The following is a 15,767-nucleotide window of genomic DNA, read 5'->3' as shown; positions in this document are numbered from 1 at the left end:
AAAGCGTTTCAAGTTTAAGTCTAGCTAGCTCAAGACTTAGCGTTACATAGTTTATTTTTTTCCTGTCCACCTACTTACAAAGTATATGTCCTAGAGGGGCGGGTGAACCAATCTCTTCAATCAACTCTCAGAGCTGCAATAAACCCGCCAATCCTCGGATATTATGGTTAATTTAGCAGATTTGATATTATCAAAAAAGCTGGGATAATCTGCCCAAAAACAGTTGACAAATGAGAAACAATTTGCTTAACCTGAATTGAGAATTAGGAACAGAGAAAATGCGATCGCTAAATTTCTTCTTCATATTTCTGATTTGCTTGGCTCTAGTATTATTCAGTATCGAAAATACACAGCCAGTCGCGATTCAAGTTATCGAAGGCGTCCAAGTTAAAGCTCCGCTGTGCGTAGAACTAATTGTAGCGACCGGATTAGGGGCAACACTAGCCTGGCTGTTCAGTCTGTGGTCGAGAATGCAGCGAACCCTCGCATTGCGCCAAGAGATTCGCCAAGTTCGCGAAAAAGAGCAGCGGATTCAGGAATTAGAACAAAACCTTGAACGCTATAAAGCTGAAGTAGAAGGCAAACAACCTTTGTTAGAAAGTGCAGAACCGATAAGTTTAGAAATAGCAGCCATTGAGGGTACAACTGCTGAAATGACCGCCAATTAACTTGATATGCTCTCTCGTTTTCTCAGAGGCAAAATCTAAAATCTAAAATCTAAAATCTAAAATCGAATGGCCGTTTCCCGAGACCAAGATGGTTTAGAAACGATTTCCGAGGGGATCGCAATTTTAATTGACCTCGCAGAACGGGGAGAAATCGATCCTTGGGACGTTAAGGTAATTGAAGTTTTCGATCGATGTTTGAGCAAGCTTACGAACGCCTGCGATGGCGATGCCAGTAAGGATTTCTCTGATTTGTCCCACTCCGGTCAAGCGTTTTTGTACGCTTCCATGCTGGTTTTGCTCAAAGCAGAAAGTATCGTCCTCTCAGAACCCCCCGCGAATCCAGAGTCTGCCGAGGAGGCGACACTCGAAGACGCAGAGCACTCAGGAGGGCGACACTTGCCCCAGCATTTGGAGCGGCAATTGCGCCGTCGAGGTGTAGCTCAACTACCGCAAAAACGCCCGGTGACTCTCCCAGAACTGATTGAGCAGTTGCAGCTCATGAAAGCCGCCATGGAGCAGACAGTTACCCCCCGGCGTCGCCCTACCTCAAAAATGCGATCGCAAGCAGCTCAGGCTATCTTTGAGCTAGCTCACCAAGAAAATCTCGTAGAAACTGCTAGCGAACTCGAACGGTTTCTGGCTCAGCGGGGCTCGGAAATTGACGAGGGTTGGCTGGACTTGGACAAATTGTTGGACCTCTGGCATCATAACGATTTGCACTCTCCTGTCAACCCAGAACTCCCGGTATCGACTGGGGAAGTTCACTTGCCAAATCATGACCGTGTGGGTATTTTTTGGGCACTGTTGCTGCTGTCGGCTCAGTCTAAAGTAGAGTTGCTTCAAGAGGAGTTTTACCAAGACCTTAAAATCCGCGCGCTTTGAGCTTGCAGGGTATTAGTTTATCGGGCGAAACTAATAACTGTGCCGCTGCGTCGGTTAAAATTCCAGACAGAACCTCGCTCGCCGCCATTCTGCTGCTGAGTCTCGAATGCGGACACCGGGAGTGCGAAGTTTTTGCTGATTCCCGATTCCTGGTTTTTTAAATCAAGCAAATAGGGAAGAGTCATTGATAGCCTGGTACGATGTCGCCTATAAATAGGTCAGTCGATTTTAGATTTTAGATTTTAGATTTTAGATTTACTTTTGCATTGAATCTGAGAGCTTGAACTAGCGTCTAAAATTTTGAAATCGACCCGGACGCTCGCGTCGGAAACTTGTACCCGTTTTTGGGCGGAGTCAGGATTTTGCTGCGATCGCAACCGCTAGCATCTAATTGTTCAGTTGATATCAGTTAACAGAGGGTTGAGGAAGTTAATAATGAAAGCGATGATTCTGGCGGCCGGTAAAGGCACTCGCGTCCGTCCCATTACTCAGACAATACCCAAACCGATGATTCCCATCCTGCAAAAGCCAGTGATGGAGTTTTTGGTTGAATTGCTCCGCCAGCACGGATTTGACCAGATTATGGTCAATGTTTCCCACCTGGCAGACGTGATTGAAAACTACTTCCGCGACGGTCAAAAGTTTGGGGTACAAATTGCCTATTCTTTTGAAGGGCGAATTGAGGAGGGAGAAATGATTGGAGAGGCTCTCGGTTCGGCTGGCGGCATGAAACGAATTCAGGATTTCTCGCCGTTTTTTGACGATACTTTTGTGGTGCTGTGCGGCGACGCTTTGATTGACTTGGACTTGACTGCTGCTGTGAAGTGGCACCGGGAAAAAGGGGCGATCGCTACTATTGTTATGAAATCGGTTCCCCGCGAGGAGGTCCCCAGTTACGGAGTGGTAGTAACAGATGAGTCTGGCAAAATTAAAGATTTCCAAGAAAAACCTTCTGTAGAGGAAGCTCTGAGTACCGACATTAACACTGGTATTTATATTTTTGAACCGGAAATATTCAAATACATCCCTTCGGGCCAGGAATACGATATCGGTTCGGAGTTATTTCCCAAGCTAGTAGCAGAAGGCGCGCCTTTTTACGGGATTAGCATGGACTTTGAGTGGGTGGATATCGGCAAAGTTCCTGACTACTGGCGGGCAATTCAGAGCGTGCTGCTGGGACAAGTTAAAAATGTTTCGATTCCCGGAATTGAAGTGCGCCCCGGTGTTTACGCGGGTTTGAATGTAGCTGTCAACTGGGATAAGGTTGATATTACTGGGCCTGTTTACATTGGTGGGATGACGATCATTGAGGATGGAGCGAAAATTGTCGGGCCGACAATGATTGGCCCAAATTGCTGGCTTTGCAGTGGCGCAACGGTGGAAAACAGCGTGATTTTTGAGTATTCCCGTTTGGGCCCGGAGGTGCGGTTGGTTGACAAACTGGTGTTCGGGCGCTACTGCGTTGATAAAACCGGGGCGGCGATCGATTTGCAAGCGGCTGCTCTCGATTGGCTGATTACTGACGCTCGCCAAGTTTTACCCACTCAACACGGAGAAGAGCGGCGGGCGATCGCAGAAATTCTCGGCAATCCTGAATAATTGCTAATTGCTAATTGCTAATTGCTAGTTGCTCAAAGTAAGGTGCGCAGTGCGCACCCTACATTTTAAGACTGAAGATAAGTATATTGGCTGAGACTCCGCTCGTAATTTTGCAGCAAAAGTTGGGCCTCCGAAAGAGTAATTTTATTTTGCTGCAAAGCTGCTTCTGTCTGACGGCGGATGCTTTCAACCAAATTTTCTGAATCGTACTGTACGTAGCTGAGCACTTCTTTCATAGTGTCTCCTTTCACAACGTGTTCGATATGATAGCCAGAAGGTGTTAGCTGAATGTGAACTGCATTAGCATCGCCGAATAAGTTGTGAAGGTTGCCCATAATTTCTTGATAAGCACCTCCCAAAAATAGCGCCAAATAGTACGGTTCTCCAGGTTTGAGAGTATGCAGTTCCAAAACCGACTTCACATCTCGCAAATCGATGAATTGGTCGATTTTGCCGTCGCTGTCGCAGGTAAGATCGGCTAAAATACCCCGTTGAGTTGGTTCTTCGTCGAGTCGGTTAATTGGCATAATTGGGAACAATTGGTTAATTGCCCAACTATCCGGTACTGACTGGAAAACAGATAAGTTGATGTAATAAATAGACGCCATCACTTTTTCTAACTCTTCCAAATCATCCGATACATATTCTTTTAGCCTCGCGATCTTCTGTATTTTATCGCAGCAAGCCCAGTACAACTGTTCGGTTTTCGCCCGTTCCGCAATTCCCAAATAGCCTAAGTTAAATAAACTGACTGCTTCTTCCTTAAATTGGATAGCATCGTGATAAACTTCTTGGTAATTTTCGGGACTGATAGATTGGTAAATTTCGTAGAGATTGCGCGGAATTTGGTGCGCGTTTTCATCTACTGGTTCGGGTACTTCTCTGGGGACATCGCTAGTACCGAGTACGTCAAAAACTAACACTGATTGGTGAGAAGCGATCGCCCGCCCGCTTTCGCTAATGATAATGGGAACCGGGATTTTCCGCTCGTCGCAGGCATCTTTCACTCCCGCTACTACGTCGTTAGCGTAGTTTTGCATATTGTAGTTTTTGGAAGCGTGGAAGTTTGTTTTAGATCCGTCGTAGTCAACGCCGAGTCCACCGCCTACGTCCAAGTAGTTCATATTAGCTCCCAATTTAGCTAATTCTACATAAATGTGGCTGGCTTCTCGAATGGCGTCTTTGATGACACTAATTGAGGAAATTTGAGAGCCGATGTGAAAGTGCAGTAACTGCAAACAATTGAGCATTCCAGCTTTTTCTAGTTCGCCGACTGCACGGATAATTTCAGGAATTGTCAAGCCAAATTTTGCCCGATCGCCCGTGGAACCTCCCCAGCGGCCAACCCCTTTGGTAGTGAGTTTTGCTCGCACTCCCAAAATCGGTTTAATTCCTAATGCTTTGCTCGCGGCGATTGCGAGTTCTACTTCCTCAATTTGCTCCAGCACAATTACGGAAGTTTGCCCTAGCCGCTGCGCCAAAATAGCAGTTTCGATGTATTCGCGGTCTTTGTAACCATTACAAATTAACAAAGCGCCTGGAGTTTTCAATGTCGCCAAAGCTATCATTAATTCCGGTTTAGATCCGGCTTCCAGTCCGAAGTGATGGGGTTGACCAAAACGCACCAAATCTTGAATTAATTGTCGGTGCTGGTTGCATTTAACTGGAAACACACCGCGATAGACATTTTTGTAATTGTACCGAGCGATCGCTCTGGCAAAACAAGAATTTAAGCGCTCGATCCGGTCTTCCAAAATATCAGAAAATCGAATCAGCAGGGGCAAAGCCAAATTCCGCTGTTTCAGGGATTCTACCAGTTCGCACAAGTCGAGGGAACCGCCGCGATCGCCCTTGGGAGAAACTGTAACGTGACCGGCTGCATTGATCGAAAAATACGGTTCGCCCCAACCTTGAATGCGGTAGAGTTTCTCACTATCTTCTATTGTCCAAGATTTTTGTGGCAGTTGAGCCGCCGTTACCAAAGCACTGTCTGGTGCTGTCAAACTCGTGACTGTTGGCGAGTGAGTCGATAGCGGATCGAGATCGGAGAAAGCAGCGGTGGCTGGGGAACTCATCTTATCGGAAACCTCTTTGAGGAGTGGTCAAATAGATAGTTTATCGCACATATCGGGTTTCCTGATGCAGTTGAAAATTCACTTTGGGTACACGACCCGTCGATTTGAGATTTTAGGATTGACTCCACAGATGGATGAAGGTGGGGGATGGAACTAAAATCTCAACCGTAATTGCTTTCCAAGACTTATTTCTTCAAGGAAGTATCCGTATGTAGGTGAATTCGGAAACCAGCTTTCCGAGTTCACCTGGACCAAGAGAGTGGTCGGACGATCGCTCGCCCGACACACACTAACCAAAAATCACCTCCGGCGGCGCCATGTCAGCCCCCATCATCAATCCCCCGTTGCTAGACTTCTTCAAGCCCGGTTGAGGTGCTTTTTCTGGGGTCTTCTGAGCCGGTGCCACTGAGGCTGGCGGTGTCACCTGCGTTGGAGGCACTGCCTGTGCTCCTGGCACCACGGGTTGCTGCGACAGCCAACCCAAGCCCCCTACAGCCCCAGCCATCAAAGCGGTGTAGCCGATGTACAAATGCACCGGACGCATTTGAAAGCCTTCGCTTGAGTCGGAATCGGAAACAGACACATACATACTGGGAATTGGGCTCGGATCGGGTTTGGGCAAAGCATTCGCCATAGCGCTGCCGTCTAGTCCCAAGGCGTCGCCGAGTCTGCGGATAAAACCTCTAACGTAAATATCTTGGGGCAGTTTGTCGATTTCCCCATTTTCGATCGATTCGATGTGGTGCAGCGGCACGAGAGTTTGACTGTGGAGTTGCTGCATGGATAGGGAGCGAATTTGCCGTCCTTTACGCAATTCTCCACCCAACTCCCGCAGGCACTCTTCTCGCTTTTGAACGGCTAAAGCTGCTTCTTCTTCCTTGGTGAGTTTTTTCGGCTTTTTGGGAAAACCGAACCCTGGGAAGGATTTTCCGGGGACGGTGACAGTTGCAGGTGGAGCCGACTCGACTTTAATTTCGTCTTGGGGCGCTTGTTTGCTGTCTTCAGAAGTGTTAGTGTCTCGATCGGAATTTTCAGTGTCGGACTCGGTTTGGGGGGGCGCTTCCACACTAGCGCTGCGCCAATAGAAGACAGGAACACCTACTGGTGACTCCAATGCTTGAATTTCTGTCACCGTCTCAATGGCGGGACTTACAGCAGTAACACTCTCTTGGGGTAGTTGCGGTTCAATTTTGTTTTGTTTGGGAAATCGATCAAATGCGAGCTTGACGGCTTCTCTGCTAACTGCTCTAATTAAAATTTCGGCAGCGGAGGCGGCTTCGCCCAACATTGTTTGCAGGCTAGCTAGAGCGTGGCTATAGGTGTCGCTACAGAGGAGTTCAGTTTCTATTTGACCTAGGACAGAACGAAAACTTTCTTGAGAAATTTCAATAGTTGGGTGATCTGTCACCCCAAAATAAGCCTCGGGTTTCAGTGCCATGATATTCATGTTGTCTTGGTAGAAGGTATCTGAGTACGTTCTTCGACAGGTTGGCAGTGATTCCGGATGTCGGTTGGGGGAGAGTGGGAGAGTGAGGGAGAGTGAGAGAGTGAGAGAGTGGGAGAGTGGGAGAGGCGCAATTCCCCCTTATTGATTGTCTATTGCTTGTGGATGCGATCGAGCAAAAAAAGAGCCCCGAAAATCCCGACAAAATGGGCAACAGTGGCGTGAGTATTGGCGAGTACGACAAATATATCTAGGGGCTGAATAAATCGGCCCAAATCAACTGCGGCACCGAACAAGGCTTGCGGCTGAGCTAGAGATTTGGCTAAAAGCGTGCCGCTGATGGCTTCTGCGCCGATGAGCGTCAGTACCATTCCCGATAAGTTGCTCCAAAGTGCCAGCCGCACTTCTTTGATGGTGTCTGCTTTTTTGGGGCGGACAGCGTTAGCGGGCGATCGCAGTTGTCTCGACAAGCGGGTGAAGCGGAAAGAGCGATAAACGCTGTAAGCGAGTACGGCCAGCCCGCAAATGGCAAAAAATACGCCGCCGCCGGTGCCGGCACTGGTTGAACCCGCAGCGGCGCTAGCCCTGGGGATGGCGAAGGGGATGGCAAAGAGCAAAATGATCGCCGCTACCACCCCTAGCACTACCTGTACCCAGAAGCAAACCCAGCCTGTTGTACGAAGGGCAAAGGCTACTCGCTGTACCGCGACAGGAAGCTTATCGTTATCTAACTGATTAGTCATATTTTGAGCGGGTATAATTAATTGGCATTAGTTGGCAGCAGTTTTTTCTCTTCGGGGACGGTTGACGGCGGTTAAGCCTCTTTATAATAGAAGTAGCAATGTTTAAGATTTGTAACTAACATTGGATTTCACATTTGAATAGCGTCGATCGCCAGGTACCCAAAGCAATGACACAACTACAACCCACCGTCACTCCCAAACTGGAACAGCCAAAGTTTGGCTTCAACAGCTACGCGGAACGCCTTAACGGTCGAGCCGCCATGATCGGTTTTTCTCTAACTTTAATTATCGAGTATGTCACAGGCCAGGGCTTGCTGTCCTGGTTAGGTCTCAACTAATTTTAGCAACGGCGCGGTCAGCCTTACACTTTGTCTTGACTCTTCCGGCAGCGGGTGTGACTTCTGCTGACCGCGACAAATTCGGGAATTGATTAAAATATTAATTAGAAACAAGCCCAGCGACTTCTCTGTCGAGAGAGATCTGTTCCCGAATGCAATAGCTGGCTTTTGGAGGTGTATATGGGGTGGAATTTTGATTTGACTAGCTTGGCAATTTTGCCTCGCTCCCGTACAATTCCCCACAGGCGAGAAGATTAATTTAGGTGAAGCTAGTCTTTGAGCTAGAAATCCCGATCGTTCCGCCAACTCTAAGTTTTAGAGCTTGTAAATAAATATAGAACAGAGTAAAACCAAATGAATGCTTCGTGGACGCGACTTTTGAGGTCAGCTTACCGTAGAGAACCAATTACCAGTTTTGTTGTGACAGTGGGCGTTGTCGATGCAGCCATCGGCAGCATCGGTGCGAGTGGCTCTTTATTGGCTTTTGGGCTTGGCACCGCTGGGGTGGCGATGGCTCTCCGCTGGTGGCAAATTTACCGCTCTGGAGCCGAACAAACCGCACCTGCTCCCGAATACTATCTTCCTCCTCAGTCTTCTAGACCTCAGTTGCCCGTGCTTAACGTGTCTAAAAAAAATCCTCCTTATTAAGATTAGCGGGCAATGGTGACTGGGCGATGTGCCGATCGACTCCCTGGATCTGAGGCACTAAAAGATAGGGCAAGAAAGTCTTTCGATCTTGGATGCTTGGTGTATGAATATTTCTGTTGCCGAGAAACTGTACAAAATTGGCTCTGTAGCTGCCTGTAGTGGTTTGTCGGTGAAAACTGTTCGTTACTATGAGGAGATGGGCTTGCTGTCTCCTGCGGTAAAGCGATCGCCCGCTGGTTATCGCTTGTTTGGCGAAACGGTATTTAACAGGTTGGCGTTTATTAAACGATCTCAGACTCTGGGTTTGAGCCTTCAGGAGATTAAGGATATTTTACAAGTTCGCGATCGGGGAGAGTTGCCTTGCTCTGAAGCGAAGCAGCATCTCACGGCTAAGGTAGAGGAAATTTCCGTGCAAATTGCAGCCTTAGAAACTTTGAAGAGGGAGTTGCAAGGCATTCTCAACTGCTGGCAAGAGCAACCATCGCAGGCGAGCATTACTCGCACGATTTGTCCGAACATTCAGCGGGATTGAGCAGCGGAAAGATACAAAAAAAGGGAAGGAATTATCGGTTTCCTTCCCTTGATGGTTTGGTTGGTGGTTTGGTTGGTGGTTTTGTCGATCGTGTTGAGCTTTTAACTGTTTTCGCAGAGTTTGCTGTTGCTTTTTGAGTTGCCGAGCTCTGGCTGAGCCGCCTTTACCTTTGGAGTTTCTACCCTCGCTGCGGGGAGACTCCCAACTTTTTAGTCTCATGTTTTTAATTGTTTACACTACTTCTATAATACATCACCAGATTTTCACTGTCAAGTATTTTTTAGAGCGATGTTTCGTAGTATCAACTGTTGACTGATGGGGATTTGCTACAGACATTGGGATTGTGCGCCCATTGCCTGCGGCTGGTTACGCCTACAGGCTTTTTGACAAGTTGGGACGTAAGGGCGATCGCATGATTTAATTAATCATACTGGTATACTCAGTAATTAATTAATGAGTGGAATTAATCGCCAAATCACCCTTAACAGCAGGCACATTGCTAAACACTTGCCAGACACGCCACAAACGAGAAGACTGCTGAATAAAGGACGTGCTGCTCATGTTTTTAACGATGAGGCTACTATGAATCAGGTAGCTCAAGCCATAATAGAAGATGGAGAATTTACAGGTACGATTCGGGGCTACGATCGTTATGGTATGTTTTTTGCTGAATCAATTGGTTATAGAGTTGACCCGGATGGTAGCCGTCTTTTACTTTACTACGAAAAGATAAAAGTTGATGCAGAAAACCGATACCACGTTAAGCCTCGAAGCCGATTTAGTGAAGAATAACTGGGAGTTTACAGAGGTATGGATCGATCCAAATCTTTCACCGCCTTATCTGCTTTTGTTACTAAGTGACGCTGAGGGAAATTGTCAGATATACGATCCGGCTGAGGGTTATAAAGTTGTGTTTTCTAGTCAGAGTTATGATGAGGCGCAGTATTGGCTTTTAGAGGATGAGTATGAACCCGTAGAAGGGCGGCTGAGTGTGTCGGAGTTAGTTTGAATAATTCATGTAGGGGCGATTCCCTACGGATAGCTGCGCTTCACGCACTTTTTGACAATTAGGGATGTAAGGGCGATCGTTATTCATTACGATCGCGATCGACCCCTACAAGCTACAAAAACTCATCTACTGGGAAACCCGGTTATGCTCATTTATAACTTAGCTATAAACTCATCAGGTGTGACCTTTGCTTGCTTTAGAACACCGCTGAGAGTACCAATTTTTAACTCGCGGTGGAGTGGCACAACGCAAACAATTTCTCCGTCTGGAAGAGGCTTTTTAAGGACAATGTGGCTACCCGTTTGTCTGGCTTGATAAAAGTCTAAACGCTCTAGTACGCGAATTACTTCTAGGCTTGATATTCTGGGCAACCTAGGCATAGCTAACCTCTATGCTAGTTACAAACCTGGGAGTGATTTCGTCGGGTAAAGGACACTCTTCGAGATAGAGCCTTGTAGCTTCTTTGAGATTAGCGATCGCTTGTTCTATGGTTTCGCCTTGGTCAATTGTGCCGACTTCTGGACATTCGGCAATGTACATATCTTCTTCTTTGTAAATGATGACTGTGAAGCTTTTAGTTTTCATTATATTTTTGCTTTCAGCATCAGAGGTTGCTTAGTTTCTATTTCCTAGTTTATCTTGGATGTAATTTTTTTGCAAGTACAGGGGAAGAGGCGCGATCGCGCTTTGTGACAATTTGGGATGTAAGGGTGATCGCTCTTTTTCAGATTCAAGTATTCGGATTAGCTGTTGCCTTCGTGATGTACTGGATAATCACGTCAAAATCCTTACGGATTTCTGCCAGTTGTTGAACCCAAGTATTAGAAGCAGAAATCGCTTCCTCTCCCTCCTGACGAGCGGCTGCAATTTGCTTCTCAATCTCTCCGTAAACTTGTTGCTCACATTCAAAGAGCTGTATTTCAATCTGATTTTCCAAGTCTTTTGCTATTGATTGAAATTGACTGGTAATATCGCGACGGACATCAGCCATTTGCCTTTCTCGCTCATGTTCCTGTTGTATTTGTAAAATATCTAGTCCTACCGAAACAAGTGCTAGAGCTGGTCCCAGAAATTTAGCAGCATTGCCGATGTTTTTAGCCATACCAACCGCCTGCCAAGGCTTAAACTTAAAGCCGACAAATTTTCCCACAGCCACAACACCTTGATGTAGACCGCTTCCTGCTACATCTATAGAACGTAGAAATCCTTGTTCAGCAGCGGTTTTTGCAAAACTCCTCGATGCCAAAGTGGTCAGCTTCACCCCGGCCGTCTCACCAATTTTTTTAAGCAAGTTAACTTGGCTTTTTAATCGCTCCATATCCATACCAGCCCCCAGATTTTGGGCTGATATATTTTGATTTTTATCTAGGCAAGCAACAAAACTCTTGACTAGATCACCTTCTAGCACTTTTTCAACCTCCTGCCGGATATCTTCAACTGCTACATTTACAGCATCTTGCAGTTTGGTTTCTGCTTTCTCATAGTGCTTCTGCACATTCAGTTCAGCTTGTTTATTCAGATTTTCAAATTTCTGCTCGCTACCTACTGCTGCGGCAAGAGTGTTACCTTCGCTAGCAACTCCTGAAGACATCTCCAGGGCTATATTTTTAACCTTGGTTCGCAGGCGATCGCGCTCTTTACGCACTGTGCGAGATAACCGTGTCAGCACTTCAAAAAAAGCAGAATCTTCGCTAGAGTTGCGAGTAAAACTCAACTGAGCCTCATCAACGCAGCTTAGAGCAATTCGGACGGGTGTATCAAAACGAGCAAGGGAGCCACGACGCTCTACAAACTGATTGAGAGCCTCAATAAAAGTTGGAAAGCGGCTGATTTCCGTCAGGAAATCATCCTTGCCGTCAATGCCTTCACAGTAGTCTTTGGCATCAATAAAGCAGATAGGAAATTCATCAAGACTGTAAGGCTTCAGTGCATCGGCAAGACTTTGGCGGTAGTTGGCAATTTTTTGCTTTTCTTCTCCTGCTTCATCAGACATTTTATTGATGACTAACATCATTTTCCAGCGATAGCCTTTTTCATAGGCTAACTTCTTGAAATTCTCTGCTGTCAGTGAGTCAAAGAGCATATAGGTGAGGCAGAAAACCAGCAAGTCTGATTTGTTGATTGCCTCATAAGTAATCTCATCGTGATCTTGGCGGTCTGTAAAAAGTCCAGGGGTATCAATTAACTTGATGCCGTTCCAGTCATAATTGGTAGTTTTATCAGTAGCAATATCAGCATCAATACGGATATCGCGCCGTCCTGTCATTCCAGAGATAATAGTTGATTTGCCTGCACTGTACTGCCCCACAAAAGCTACGCCGAGAATTCCCTGTTCTCGATACTCTTTTAACTCATCGCGCACTTTTTTGCGAATCGCTGTTAGTTCGGCTGTCTTTCCCTGAGCCAGCAAATTGTCAAATTTTACTAGCGTTTTCTTGAAATAAGCACCGACATCAGCCGCTTTAAAGTTGGGGTTGTTCTGAGTCATGAGAGTTTAGTCTTTTTGGGTAGGTTTGAGATTGCTAAAGGAAATATCCTCTTGAAGGATGTGTTTAATATCCTCTAGTGATTTTAGTCGTTGAACTTTGGATTTTGTGACAATCTTCATATTGCGCCCGAAATCTCGTTCGACTTTATAAATGGTTTGGTTGATACCTTTAACAGTCAAGGGTTCCTGTTGTTCAGTAGACCAGTCAATGATTCGCTTGGCATAAGCACGATTTAGATAATTTTCTGAATCCGATAACTCCTTTTTTGCTTCTTCAAGCTGAGTCGCGATCGCCTCTAGTCCTTTAGTTAACTCCTCAAAGTAGGTGCCAATATTCACAGCAACAGAATCACAAAACTTGCTGAAGTTAGCCTCAGCTTCTCGGATTGTAGTTTGCTTGTGTTTATTAAATTGTTCAGTTAGTGAGTGGGAAATTTTTGCCACAGCTTCACCACGTTTCTGATCTTTGGATTTAAAAATATTTGTCATCAGGCTAAAAACAGTAGCAACAATACTAATAACAATGCCAACCGGCGCATTTATTACACTTAAAACAGTTAGAATAGTTCCCGCTACCAATAAAATACTTCCACCGATTCTCGTAAAATTTCTAGCAAATACACTTGAATCCTGCTTATGAAACATAAAATTTTCCCCTCCTAATTTAGCAATCAGTTGTAATTCATTTCCGACTTCTTCTAGAACTTCCCTAACTTCTTTGTTAAAATTTTCGCCATTCTCTTTATAGGCTAGTTTTAGGCGTTCCTCAAATCTGATAGACTTTAATTTTTTTTCCCATCCAGACTTCATTTGATTTTCGTTGGATTCCCAATAATCCTCAGCAAAGGATGGAATAGCATTGATAGCATCTTGAAAAATTGATACGATTTGTTGCTGTAAAGATTCACGGCTGTCCCTTCCAGCTCTATGGATTTGCTTTTCGATCGTCTGACGTTTATTTTTCAGCGTCTCTGTCAATTTTTCATAGACTAAAGCTTGTTGATTTACCCACTTATAAGGATTCTCAATTGCGCCTACGGTAGAACCTAGAAGAGTTTGAGAGCGCCGAATTGCGCCATGATTAACCAGAGATACACGAATTAAATCAAGAAAATCCTGCATCCGACTGGCCTTAAAAAGCTCCTGTTTCTTCTTTGCGTGTTCTGGTTCGCGGGAAAGCTGCGCCGCTAACAGCATCACAGGAACAATATCGAAATAGTCATTAGCATAATGCTCGCGAGCGTAGCGACGGATACGGTCAATGTGTCCGCCTAGACCACTTTGACCATCCATCACAAACATTTTATCGGGGTTCTTTAAGAAATGCTCCAACCGGCGAGAGTCGCGCAGGTTATTATGGACATTCAGTAGAATAATTAATGGCTTTGCTTTTTCTTTTAATAAGCGCAAGAAAGCAAACTCACTCTCTTGGATGCTGTCATTTGTGACCACATAACAAATCACATCTGACTCGTCGATAATACTTTTAGCGATTTCTTCATCACTTTTGCCACCGGGAGCGCCAATCCCAGGAGTATCAATGATGCGGATATTCTTCCACTCGTACACCCGATTAAACCGAGTTGTGCGCTGCTTGCCTACACCGATCGCATCCCATCCATCATCTGTAACTATGGCATGAAGAGTGCTTTTTCCTGCCTTAGTTCTGCCCATAAAAGTGATGCTGAAATGATTGAGAGCGCGTTCCTTGGCGCGAAGTGACTCCCGCACGTTCTCTATTTCTTTTATAATCTCGGCACTCAGAGAGTTTCTAGTATCCTCAAGTTGCTTGGCGACTTCCTTAGCAGTGGTAGCTTGACCTTTACTACCTGTTTTATGTTTGATGTCTTCGATAGCCTCTTGAATATTTTGGCCCAACTTGGAAAGTGCTGATAAAGCTCTTTGAAGTGCCAATTCTGCAAATTTGTAATCTTCATCGGCGATGACTGCACACAGACGAATTGCCTCGTCATATTCTGGCCCAGTTAACAGGATTTCCCGTCGTAGTTGCTCAACTTTTTGCTCACTCCCAGTGAGCTTTGCTACATTATCTACCAATGCGCGTGAAAGGAGAGAATCAGCCCCTGTAAGGAAACGCGCACCGAAAGAGACTTTCTGTTGTTGGTTGTGTTCGCCTATGAATCGGGTATCACTAAAAGCTCCAACTTCTGCCAACTGTCGCTGTACTTCTCCCGTTGGCCAGTTCCAAATCCCTGCTACTTGTTCCGCCATCTGGCGTTCTAATGCTGAACAGAAACCGTCAACATAGGCGATCGCCAACATTTGCGACATGGCCTCACTTTGCTCACCGGGCGACACTTTTCGAGCTAAATCGTCTACAGAAAGCTGGTTTTCCTCTTGAGCTAGAATTTTTTCCATCTCAGCGAGAGTGCGTTGAGAAGCGCCGATCAGCGTTGCTAGTTCGCGTAGTGCTTTCGACTCTTCACTGTGAATCTGCTGATCCGCACAGACCATGTGTGTGACTAATAGGAATGGGTAGTCTAGGTGTTCGGTGGTTCTTGAGCTTAGATCAGACATCTTAACTTACTTAATATTTGGATTGGTCACAGATTAAGGCAACAATAGACTGGCACTCCCGACAGATGTTAGAACCAAAAAAACGATTTTAAATGCTTCTTCCCATTTCATACATTTTGCGTCTCCTTTTGTATAAAACCTAAATGAATTATTTTTTAGCTTGTTATTTGTTTATTTATCTGTTTGCAGTCTTAAGTATAAATTATTTCCTAAATACCAAAGCTTGTCAAGCTATATCAAGTCATATTTAGTATATTTTTCCATCCCAACTCGACCATAAAAAGTCACATTTAGCTGCTTGCTCCCGAAAAAGTCATAGATTCAAGACTTATTCGGCGACAGCGTTTCCGAGTTCCTATCCTGTGATACCCTATTTTTAGGTGACTTAGAATCTCTGCTGCACCAGCAGTGCGATCGCCTAACCGCATCCGAACAACAAGCTATGGGTTGGCTAGCCAATACCCCCGAACCAGCCGACATCTCAAAAATACCAGAAAACCTGCAATTATCACCGCCAGAACTCTTGAAAGTCATGCAATCTTTAGGACGGCGGTCATTAGTTGAAACAGTAAAACAAAACGGGCGATCGCACTTTACGATCGCGCCCGTAATCAGAGAGTATATAACCAACAAAAAATGAAAATCGCCACCTGGAACGTCAACTCAATCCGCACCCGCCTAGAACACGTTACTAGCTGGTTGCAAACAAACTCCCCAGACGTTCTCTGCCTCCAAGAAACCAAAGTTCCCGATAAAGACTTCCCCCTAGAACCCTTCATCAACCTGGGCTACAACTGCTACAT

General features: G+C 45.6%; 18 protein-coding genes. 10 read left to right on the top strand and 8 right to left on the bottom strand.

Annotation, left to right across the window (positions count from 1 at the left end; translation table 11 throughout):
• Positions 1-278: 278 nt before the first annotated feature.
• Positions 279-668: a lipopolysaccharide assembly protein LapA domain-containing protein gene (locus tag QUA45_RS24505; RefSeq protein ID WP_333095866.1), complete on the top strand. Its 390-nt coding sequence runs from the start codon at positions 279-281 to the stop codon at positions 666-668.
• A 66-nt stretch (positions 669-734) separates the two neighbouring features.
• Positions 735-1,550: a segregation/condensation protein A gene (locus QUA45_RS24500; protein ID WP_333095865.1), complete on the top strand. Its 816-nt coding sequence runs from the start codon at positions 735-737 to the stop codon at positions 1,548-1,550.
• A gap of 17 nt (positions 1,551-1,567) precedes the next feature.
• Here QUA45_RS24500 and QUA45_RS24495 read toward each other — a convergent pair whose 3' ends face one another.
• The gene (locus QUA45_RS24495; RefSeq protein WP_333095864.1) at positions 1,568-1,735 is read right to left on the bottom strand and encodes a hypothetical protein; all 168 of its coding nucleotides are present in this window, start codon (positions 1,733-1,735) and stop codon (positions 1,568-1,570) included.
• A gap of 250 nt (positions 1,736-1,985) precedes the next feature.
• Between QUA45_RS24495 and QUA45_RS24490 the strand changes: the two genes are divergently transcribed.
• A complete protein-coding gene (locus QUA45_RS24490) occupies positions 1,986-3,149 on the top strand; it encodes an NDP-sugar synthase (protein ID WP_333095863.1) in 1,164 nt (387 codons plus the stop codon).
• Positions 3,150-3,214: 65 nt separating this feature from the next.
• Here QUA45_RS24490 and speA read toward each other — a convergent pair whose 3' ends face one another.
• From speA to QUA45_RS24475, 3 genes are all read right to left on the bottom strand, one after another.
• Complete coding sequence (gene speA, locus QUA45_RS24485) at positions 3,215-5,224, bottom strand: biosynthetic arginine decarboxylase (protein ID WP_333222344.1); 2,010 nt, start codon at positions 5,222-5,224, stop codon at positions 3,215-3,217.
• A 289-nt stretch (positions 5,225-5,513) separates the two neighbouring features.
• Positions 5,514-6,662 carry a helix-turn-helix domain-containing protein gene (locus QUA45_RS24480; RefSeq protein WP_333095861.1) on the bottom strand — a complete coding sequence of 383 codons (1,149 nt, stop codon included), beginning with the start codon at positions 6,660-6,662 and terminating at the stop codon, positions 5,514-5,516.
• A 158-nt stretch (positions 6,663-6,820) separates the two neighbouring features.
• Entirely contained in the window at positions 6,821-7,411 is a 591-nt protein-coding gene (locus tag QUA45_RS24475; protein WP_333034942.1) for a DUF3611 family protein, read from the bottom strand.
• 167 nt (positions 7,412-7,578) lie between these two features.
• On the opposite strand from QUA45_RS24475, the gene QUA45_RS24470 reads away from it, so the two are divergent.
• The 5 genes from QUA45_RS24470 (at position 7,579) to QUA45_RS24450 (ending at position 9,938) form a co-directional block, all read left to right on the top strand.
• Positions 7,579-7,749, top strand: coding sequence for a hypothetical protein (locus QUA45_RS24470; RefSeq protein WP_172186391.1), 171 nt, complete (start codon positions 7,579-7,581; stop codon positions 7,747-7,749).
• Positions 7,750-8,103: 354 nt separating this feature from the next.
• Positions 8,104-8,397: a hypothetical protein gene (locus QUA45_RS24465; protein ID WP_333095860.1), complete on the top strand. Its 294-nt coding sequence runs from the start codon at positions 8,104-8,106 to the stop codon at positions 8,395-8,397.
• Between the two features lie 103 nt (positions 8,398-8,500).
• Positions 8,501-8,929 carry a heavy metal-responsive transcriptional regulator gene (locus QUA45_RS24460; RefSeq protein ID WP_006632299.1) on the top strand — a complete coding sequence of 143 codons (429 nt, stop codon included), beginning with the start codon at positions 8,501-8,503 and terminating at the stop codon, positions 8,927-8,929.
• Between the two features lie 453 nt (positions 8,930-9,382).
• Entirely contained in the window at positions 9,383-9,721 is a 339-nt protein-coding gene (locus tag QUA45_RS24455) for a DUF6972 family protein (protein ID WP_333222342.1), read from the top strand.
• Positions 9,711-9,938, top strand: a complete 228-nt coding sequence (locus tag QUA45_RS24450; RefSeq protein WP_445305345.1) for a hypothetical protein — start codon at positions 9,711-9,713, stop codon at positions 9,936-9,938. Before QUA45_RS24455 ends, QUA45_RS24450 begins: the two co-directional genes overlap by 11 nt.
• A 152-nt stretch (positions 9,939-10,090) precedes the next feature.
• On the opposite strand, the gene QUA45_RS24445 is transcribed toward QUA45_RS24450, so the two are convergent.
• The 4 genes from QUA45_RS24445 to QUA45_RS24430 form a co-directional block, all read right to left on the bottom strand.
• Positions 10,091-10,318: a type II toxin-antitoxin system HicA family toxin gene (locus QUA45_RS24445; RefSeq protein ID WP_333222339.1), complete on the bottom strand. Its 228-nt coding sequence runs from the start codon at positions 10,316-10,318 to the stop codon at positions 10,091-10,093.
• Positions 10,311-10,523, bottom strand: a complete 213-nt coding sequence (locus QUA45_RS24440; protein WP_333148509.1) for a type II toxin-antitoxin system HicB family antitoxin — start codon at positions 10,521-10,523, stop codon at positions 10,311-10,313. The genes QUA45_RS24445 and QUA45_RS24440 overlap by 8 nt, the downstream gene beginning before the upstream one ends.
• 145 nt (positions 10,524-10,668) lie before the next feature.
• The gene (locus tag QUA45_RS24435; RefSeq protein ID WP_333222338.1) at positions 10,669-12,426 is read right to left on the bottom strand and encodes a GTPase; all 1,758 of its coding nucleotides are present in this window, start codon (positions 12,424-12,426) and stop codon (positions 10,669-10,671) included.
• 6 nt (positions 12,427-12,432) lie between these two features.
• Positions 12,433-14,964 carry a GTPase gene (locus QUA45_RS24430; RefSeq protein WP_333222337.1) on the bottom strand — a complete coding sequence of 844 codons (2,532 nt, stop codon included), beginning with the start codon at positions 14,962-14,964 and terminating at the stop codon, positions 12,433-12,435.
• Positions 14,965-15,406: 442 nt separating this feature from the next.
• Here QUA45_RS24430 and QUA45_RS24425 point away from each other — a divergent pair, with 442 nt between their 5' ends.
• Together QUA45_RS24425 and QUA45_RS24420 are read left to right on the top strand one after the other, a co-directional pair.
• Entirely contained in the window at positions 15,407-15,604 is a 198-nt protein-coding gene (locus tag QUA45_RS24425) for a hypothetical protein (RefSeq protein WP_333222336.1), read from the top strand.
• Positions 15,601-15,767, top strand: a 167-nt coding sequence (locus tag QUA45_RS24420; RefSeq protein ID WP_333222346.1) for an endonuclease/exonuclease/phosphatase family protein, incomplete at its 3' end; no start/stop codon positions are given. The genes QUA45_RS24425 and QUA45_RS24420, both read left to right, overlap by 4 nt.

The organism is Microcoleus sp. Pol12A5 (assembly GCF_036701435.1).
Taxonomy (GTDB): Bacteria; Cyanobacteriota; Cyanobacteriia; order Cyanobacteriales; family Microcoleaceae; genus Microcoleus.
Note: the sequence above shows the minus strand (reverse complement) of the source record. Positions and strands in the feature narration are given on the sequence as shown.

What these genes read in the sequence shown, in the direction of transcription:
- QUA45_RS24505 (WP_333095866.1), top strand. Translation starts at nt 279, where the DNA reads ATGCGATCGCTAAATTTCTTCTTCATATTTCTGATTTGCTTGGCTCTA.
- QUA45_RS24500 (WP_333095865.1), top strand. Translation starts at nt 735, where the DNA reads ATGGCCGTTTCCCGAGACCAAGATGGTTTAGAAACGATTTCCGAGGGG.
- QUA45_RS24495 (WP_333095864.1), bottom strand. Translation starts at nt 1,735, where the DNA reads ATGACTCTTCCCTATTTGCTTGATTTAAAAAACCAGGAATCGGGAATC.
- QUA45_RS24490 (WP_333095863.1), top strand. Translation starts at nt 1,986, where the DNA reads ATGAAAGCGATGATTCTGGCGGCCGGTAAAGGCACTCGCGTCCGTCCC.
- speA (WP_333222344.1), bottom strand. Translation starts at nt 5,224, where the DNA reads ATGAGTTCCCCAGCCACCGCTGCTTTCTCCGATCTCGATCCGCTATCG.
- QUA45_RS24480 (WP_333095861.1), bottom strand. Translation starts at nt 6,662, where the DNA reads ATGGCACTGAAACCCGAGGCTTATTTTGGGGTGACAGATCACCCAACT.
- QUA45_RS24475 (WP_333034942.1), bottom strand. Translation starts at nt 7,411, where the DNA reads ATGACTAATCAGTTAGATAACGATAAGCTTCCTGTCGCGGTACAGCGA.
- QUA45_RS24470 (WP_172186391.1), top strand. Translation starts at nt 7,579, where the DNA reads ATGACACAACTACAACCCACCGTCACTCCCAAACTGGAACAGCCAAAG.
- QUA45_RS24465 (WP_333095860.1), top strand. Translation starts at nt 8,104, where the DNA reads ATGAATGCTTCGTGGACGCGACTTTTGAGGTCAGCTTACCGTAGAGAA.
- QUA45_RS24460 (WP_006632299.1), top strand. Translation starts at nt 8,501, where the DNA reads ATGAATATTTCTGTTGCCGAGAAACTGTACAAAATTGGCTCTGTAGCT.
- QUA45_RS24455 (WP_333222342.1), top strand. Translation starts at nt 9,383, where the DNA reads ATGAGTGGAATTAATCGCCAAATCACCCTTAACAGCAGGCACATTGCT.
- QUA45_RS24445 (WP_333222339.1), bottom strand. Translation starts at nt 10,318, where the DNA reads ATGCCTAGGTTGCCCAGAATATCAAGCCTAGAAGTAATTCGCGTACTA.
- QUA45_RS24440 (WP_333148509.1), bottom strand. Translation starts at nt 10,523, where the DNA reads ATGAAAACTAAAAGCTTCACAGTCATCATTTACAAAGAAGAAGATATG.
- QUA45_RS24435 (WP_333222338.1), bottom strand. Translation starts at nt 12,426, where the DNA reads ATGACTCAGAACAACCCCAACTTTAAAGCGGCTGATGTCGGTGCTTAT.
- QUA45_RS24430 (WP_333222337.1), bottom strand. Translation starts at nt 14,964, where the DNA reads ATGTCTGATCTAAGCTCAAGAACCACCGAACACCTAGACTACCCATTC.
- QUA45_RS24425 (WP_333222336.1), top strand. Translation starts at nt 15,407, where the DNA reads ATGGGTTGGCTAGCCAATACCCCCGAACCAGCCGACATCTCAAAAATA.